The 7060-nt window shown below is 53.6% G+C and carries 3 protein-coding genes; all 3 read right to left on the bottom strand.

Going from position 1 to position 7060, the window contains the following annotated elements; translation table 11 throughout:
- On the bottom strand, positions 1 to 4228 hold a 4228-nt coding region (locus JE47_RS0102795), incomplete at its 3' end, for an SdrD B-like domain-containing protein (protein ID WP_031458291.1).
- 97 nt (positions 4229 to 4325) lie between these two features.
- Entirely contained in the window at positions 4326 to 5390 is a 1065-nt protein-coding gene (locus JE47_RS0102790; protein WP_031458290.1) for a hypothetical protein, read from the bottom strand.
- 13 nt (positions 5391 to 5403) lie between these two features.
- Positions 5404 to 6687: a vanadium-dependent haloperoxidase gene (locus JE47_RS0102785; RefSeq protein WP_031458289.1), complete on the bottom strand. Its 1284-nt coding sequence runs from the start codon at positions 6685 to 6687 to the stop codon at positions 5404 to 5406.
- Positions 6688 to 7060: the final 373 nt, after the last annotated feature.

Genomic DNA, 7060 nt, shown 5'->3' with positions numbered 1-7060 from the left:
GACCACCGAGATAGCGGTAGACACAGCCACTGAGGAGCTGCGGTGTTAACGACGGGCGTGCTCCCGGTCGGCAACCACCCACACCACGACTATCGCTCGTTCGTGGATCGAAACGCTGACCGCCTACCTCAACCGCGACCAGACTCCAGCCAACAACCCGCATCTGATAGGCGTAGGGCCACGGTAGCGGTTCATCGGCGAATGTCAACGAACCGATTTGTGGTGTCAGATCAAGCACCTCACCACTCGGCCAGGCAATCTGTGAACCATCAGAGAGATAGACACCGTTGGTTTGACTGGCATCACGAGTAGCCGGATCAAGGGTTGAACGGATTGCCACCCGCAGATCACCGGTCGCTGTACCAATCGTGGTCGGCGGAGGAACGACCTGAATAGAGAGGGAGGCAATATTATCAACTGGATCATCGCCGGGCGTCGTAGTAGTAACGCGAGCCATAGCGGGTAAGACCGTTCCGGCAGGCACCTTTGTCTGAACCACTACCTCAATCCGCGCCGCAGTTTGCGGTGCCAGCGTAGCCAAATCCCAGCGCAAACGCTGCCCATGCTGAGTAGAGGGCGGTAGGCTAGCTCCCACTAGTTGCACGTCTGCCGGCAATTCAAGTTCGAGAACCGTATTCTCAGCAGCCCGTGTCTGCGCCGGACGACGGCGGTAAAGGTTGCCGTACTCAATGGTGTAGGCAAAGACACTCCCCTGACCGATAATGCTGCTGGGCGCGTACAGTTGCACGAACGGATTTGGACGCACGATCGCCACTGTCGCACTGGCCTGATTATCCTGCTGATAGATAGGGATTTCGGGAGTCGTTGTTGTGATAGTAGCAGTAGCACTCAATTGATCGGCATTGATAGGCGCCGGTACCGCCAGCTCTAGCCGTAGTTGATTATCGGTAGCTGGCGCCAGATCGCCCAGTGCGCAAACAAGCTGACTGCCATGACGCTGACAGAATGCCGGATAGTTCGTAAGCGTGGTATTAGTCGGTAGTTCTACGGTGAGGGTTGCATTACGTGCAATGCCATTTCCGTGATTCCGATAAGAAACCTGCAACGTGCTCAGCTCGCCAGCCGCTGCCGGAGCCGGGACAAAGGCCAGCGTGACTGCCGGATTGGGGTGCAGGTAGAGTGTCCTGACGGTTGCGACATTATCGGACGGTTCATCGCCAGCAGTTGTCGTGGTGACAGTTACTCGATTATCAAAGCGGTCGATCATACCGATGCGTGGTTGAGTCTGGAGACTGATCGTAACCTCCTGACCAGGCGCCAAACTACCGAGATTGCAACGAAAAGTACGATCTGCACCTTCGTAACGACAGGCTCCGCCAGGCGCACGCAGGATACTGACAAAATCAAGCTGGGGCGGTAATGGGTCGCTGACCACAACATTGGCGGCAGCAGCACTCCCCTGATTAACAACTTGTAGCGTGTAAAGCAGGTGATCACCACTGAGAAGTGTTACCGGCGCTGATTTGCTGATCCTCAACTCGGCGCGCGTCAGACGAGTGTATTTTGTCGCGCTATTATTCGTCTGGTTCGTATCCGGAGGATTGGCGCTGATCGTCGCCGTCGTATCGACCATCCGGCTCAGGGAACGACCAATCGTCGTTGGCGCACGCACACGCACATCAATCGTGCCGGTACTATTTGGATGGACACGGCCAAGCTGCCAGGTCAGTACCGATCCCTGTTGAGTAACTGGCCGACTGGAATCTAACAAACGCATTTCGGTCGGTAATATCATGTGTATGACAACATTGGTTGCCGTAACCAGACCGGTATGGCGATAACTGATGGTGTAACGAAACTCATCACCGACCACCACCTCAGTTGGCGCTCGCAGCTCAACACTCAGATCCATCTGTGGCTGAAGGGAAGTCAGACCAACATCAATATCTGATCGGATCATGCCGCGATCAATCGCCAACGGTGGACTAAAACCGCTCTGTTCATCAATATCGCTATCGCGTTGGGCGTCGCCACCACGACCAGATGGAGCGAAGGCATAACCTTCTGGCAAGCTAACGACAACTCGATACTGACCTGGTTCGAGGTTCGTAAAACTGTAACGTCCCTGCGCGTCACTCACCGTCGTGCGAGGATACACATTCACGGTGGGCGCCGAGCCAGAAACTCGCTCTATCCGTATCGGAATACCGGCAATACCCGGCTCTTGATCGTCTTGCACGCCATTACGATTGACATCGTGCCAGACCAAATCGCCAATCGTCGCCGCCTGAAACTGACGAGTCAGCCCAATATCGACATGCCGTACCCGTTCTGCACGAAGTGGTAATGATAATGCACTACCCGTCACCCCATTACCGGTGTGGCGACCGGCAAACTCCACGACACCGAAGATCGGATGCGCATCGCTATCGCGGGTATCATCGGCGCCAGCGTTGAGTGGTGCATAGACCATACCGGCCAATGGCCGACCTGCTAAAAATTCAGTCGGTGCAACACGCATGTGTAGGGCACGGTTCGGAGGAACAGCAACCGTGTAGCTCCCGTCAGCGGCTGTTACTACACTCCCCAGCGGAATTGCACGTTCAGGCTCCAGAATCTCAACCATTACGCCTGCCAACGGTGGTTCACCAGCCTCACGTAGACCATTGCCGTTGACATCGTGCCAGAGTTGACCGCTCACGAACGCATAGGTACAAAGAAGCTCGAGATCACCCAGTGAAGTTGACTTATTACTACCGGGTGGAATGAGGGTAACTGATCGGAGCGGCAGCGGCTGATCTGAGGTATAGAGCATCAATCCGGAAGCAACAGCACCGAGCAGCGAGGTAGCAACAATCGTCTCTGTACCGTTTGGATTGGGAATAGCCAACAGACTACCCATGTGATTTTCGACATGGGCTGGTCTATCACCGGGGAAAGCATGCAGATGATCATTGAGCCAATCGGTCGGATTGGCCTTCATCGTAAAAGTCGGGTCATCAACATTTACCCGATCCGTGCGTTCGGTCGCAAGAACTTCCAATACCCACCGGCCATCACTATTCTGCCGATAGTTCAGCGTATCCCCTTGCGCAGTAGTGTTGTAATGACCCTCCGGAGGCTTACCAAAGAATGTCAGATCACCGAGACGATCACGGATAGCGAGACGGAGAAATTTTCCATCAGGGCTAAATTCGATATCGGTCAGAAATGGTTGGGGATTAAAAATAGTTTGAAGTGTACGGTAGATAGGAAGTCTTGTTAGATTTTCATTCCAAGCATTCCATCCGGTAACCTCACCGTTTGGCTTCAACGATTTCAGCATATCAAGATATGTTGAAATAGCAAGTCGATTGTTAAAAGTAGCATTAACGAGCGGTTGATGCAGAACACGTTTCCAGCTATTGTGAGAAATGAGCCACTCTAACACAAAGACTTGCGGTTCACCATTAGGAGCTGCTGTATCGGTAACCCCAACCATCAACCTGGGGCTACGGGTTATTGGATCAAGGCCTGGCGCAAACTCGAGCGCAAATGGTCGCAGATTCGCCACCGTTTGTTGATTGGCGCTAATATGCTGAAAGGGAATTGGTATCGGTGATAGACGTTGTGGAGTTTCGCCAGTAATGTCGTACCGTTCAAGCTGACGGGTGTTGAGATTGACGATAAACAGCGTAGTACCATCCGGGCTAATTTCCATATCACCGAGGCCACTCTTACCTACTGCGGCTAGAATGTGGGTATCGTCACGATCATTTGTTGGGCGATCTAAGCCGGCATTAGGGACAGTGAACGATGGACGCCATTGACCGTCGTTGAAGCGGTATTCGTAGACACCACCAGGGCCGAGTGGACCATAACTGGTAAAGCGACGGGTAAAGGCAGCGGCAAACAGACGGCGAATCCCACTGATCGCACCATCGTCATACGCCAAACCGTATACCGAGCCAATGCCACTATTGTTCGCAATTCGTCGATTGTAGCCACCGTTAGTCGTACCGATCGGCGCCAGCATCTGTTTGACACCGCCCACAGTAACCCGCACAAGCGCCGGATCGTTAGCTACAACTGGGGTGTAAATCGTATCGGCAAAGCAGGTGGTTGCCAGATCAAGATCACTGTTCAGGCACGGTACCGCACTGGCAAAGCCACCGGTGCCGGTCTGCGCTCTAGCTGGTGATGACGGTAACGATGGCAGCAATAGGAGCATTATCAGCATCATCAAGATAGAGATCCGACCGCTGCGCAAGAAGCGGGGCAATGTCATTGCAATGTCTCCTTCATCGATTTCAAGCACGCCCTCACTCAGAGCGCCACCAGTAGTAGCACCCAGCGAGGGACTTCTCAGTTGCTAAGGAAAGTACTTACCGTCCGATGAAAGGGATATGTACGATATGAGGAACCGAGGTACTATTCAGTTGAATCGGTGTAATGGGTTGGCCGTTACCGGCTCGATCAAACACCCTAACCTGGAGGGTATGCGCATGGTTGGGTACTGCCCCCAACGCAACTGCCAATTGATAGGGAGTGCCATCACTGACAAGGGCGGCTGTTGTTACGGCCTGTACTTCATCATCGGTCAGAATGTGGAAAATTGGGGTACCTATGGTTGTTCCATCACGGGCCAAAAATTGCCATTCGACAGCCCTCGGCAAGGGTGCATACGCATCGGCAAACTGCCCGCTCATGATCAGCCGGGTAGACTGACCGGTCGTCTCTACTGTGGCATTGGTATTGGTAAGTACAGGTGGCGTCACATCACGGGTGACAACGAAATCAATCTGCCGGGAGTTTGTTATACGTTCACCATTGACCACAACCGTAGTCACGATTTCCCCCTCACGTTCGGGTAACGGAAAGTCTCGCTGAAACTCCTCTTGTGGGCTAAGCGAGAAATCGTGAAATACAATACCGGGTTCGTACCAGATCGCTATATACCCATCGTGTCCACCTGAATGGTTTATCACGCGCAGAGTAACGTGATCACGGTTAGTATAATAGTTCATAGCCCGTTCGGGCGACACAATTTCAATCGTGACCTGAATCGGTGGAGCTTTAATAAACGGTGCACTGAGCGAAATAATTGTTCCATCAAGATCGCGTAGCTGAACATAGACGATCGGCGGATCCTGACTCAGATCTTCATCAGTAATCGTCAGACAACGTGTGGCTGTGCCATCCTGAACCGTGAACCACAGCCAACGCTGATCGTCGGTTGGTTCTTGATTCCAACGCCAGCGTACCGCGTCGATGGTCGATGGAAGATTGGTAAAGAAACCATTGACACACCAATCAAATTCAATGTAGTTGTCTAACTCCATATATGGTTGCGCTGGCTGAGCAGCAAGTGGTTGTGAGCACAATACGAGAACCCACATCAGACACCAGCTAACAATCCATAGTGAGCGGGGCTGATTGTTCAGACGCATGATGTATCTCCCGTTAATGCGTAAGAATGTATTGCGCAACGTCTCGACCGAGTGCCATGCCTTGCATACCATCCATCACCCAATGCACACCACCAATGATGCGCGAGCGGGTCGCATCGGCAGCCTGCGCAACCAACAGATCCTTATGCTTTGGAAAGGCTATCATCAGCACATTCGCAGCCGCCGAGCTAAATGCAGCATGGCCTGATGGATACGATGGGTGTGGCGGTGTCGGCAACGTCGGCTGCCAATCCGGTTCAACCAGAGCCATCCATTGTTCTGGGCGAACAAAACCGTAGAGATACTTGTTGTGCCAGCAGACAACCGCCGTGTCATGCATCGTCACACCGAGATACGCGAGGAGGGAAGCGGTCTGTAGCTCATCAAGATTACCGACCACAGCCATCGTGATGGCGGTTTCAAACCACAAACCGGGGACAGTGACCGTACCAACGTCGGCATGCCATTTCCACGCCAGTTCCCGATGCTCATCGGTAAGCACTTGTTGCGCGGCAAGAAATGTCATTCGCTCTTGTTCCATGCTGTCACTCGCCCAGTCAGGAGGTGGTGGCAGAATGATCGCATCGCCAGAAGGAATCAGCACCGTTTTAACATCTCCCCAGTGTGGATCAAGCGGTAACTTCTCGGTATACCAGGCCCCCACTGCGGGTAGGGTTACTTCCCGCACGGCATCACTGCCATCAGCTTGTGCCCATGTCACAACCTGCTCACCAACCGCACGCCCGATTTGAAAGCTGCGTTCAAGCTGCACGGCTGGTACCGGCTCTCTGCGCCATAATCCCTGCCAGCGCGCTTCGTAAACAGACCGATCAATATTTTCGCTATGCTGCGGATGCAGGTAGCGCAGTACCGGCCAGACAGCACCGGCCAACAACGCCACGTGATCAACCTTTTCTTTCGCCTCAGACCCGACCACAAGTGCATCATTTAGCGCCACCGAAACCAACATCAGCTCACGGGCCGCTCGCGTTGGCGGCAGCCCATCACGGGCAATGTAGCGCAGAGCAGTTTTGATCCAGTCGGTCGTGAATCGGTGCACAATACCGGTGGATGGTGATGAGGGAAGATTTTCAGGCACAGGATCACTGGCTACCGTTGCCAACACCTCCGCCGTATCGCCGATAAGCCAGAGGCGCGGCTTGAGGAGGTTGTTGAAACCGCCCATCGGCACCTGAATATCGGCAGATGTGCGCTGGTTAGAGGTAGGAACAGTTGCCGGTGAGACAGCACAGGCGGTCAGGAGGACGAACAGCATGACCAGTTGAACGATTCGCATAAGCACCTCATTGCTAGAAACGTGTTCAATAATAAAAGCGCATGAGATGCCAAAAAGATACGCAGAAATTTTGACGAATTTTGCAAAGTGAGGGACCGAGTACTAGTGAGAGGTAGGGGTTGGTGAAGTTTTCGGCTCCGGCTTGCCTTCGCTAACCAAATAGCTCAAAAACGAAGCGCCACCGACGAACATCACGCACCTGCTAACAGTGTGCTAACGACAACCCCTGAACTGTGCGGTTTCCTTGGGATCCCAGTGCTCAGCAGGAGCATCAGTTGAAGTGGCACCCCCTCACCTTCCCCCCCTGCCCCCTTCCTCTCCCACGCTGCGGGAGAGGAAGGGGGGAGGACGGCGCGGGGGCGATCCTGCGGCA

Origin of the sequence: Chloroflexus sp. MS-G (assembly GCF_000735195.1) — a bacterium.
Classification (GTDB): Bacteria; Chloroflexota; Chloroflexia; order Chloroflexales; family Chloroflexaceae; genus Chloroflexus.
This window is presented reverse-complemented; position numbering and strand designations above follow the sequence as displayed.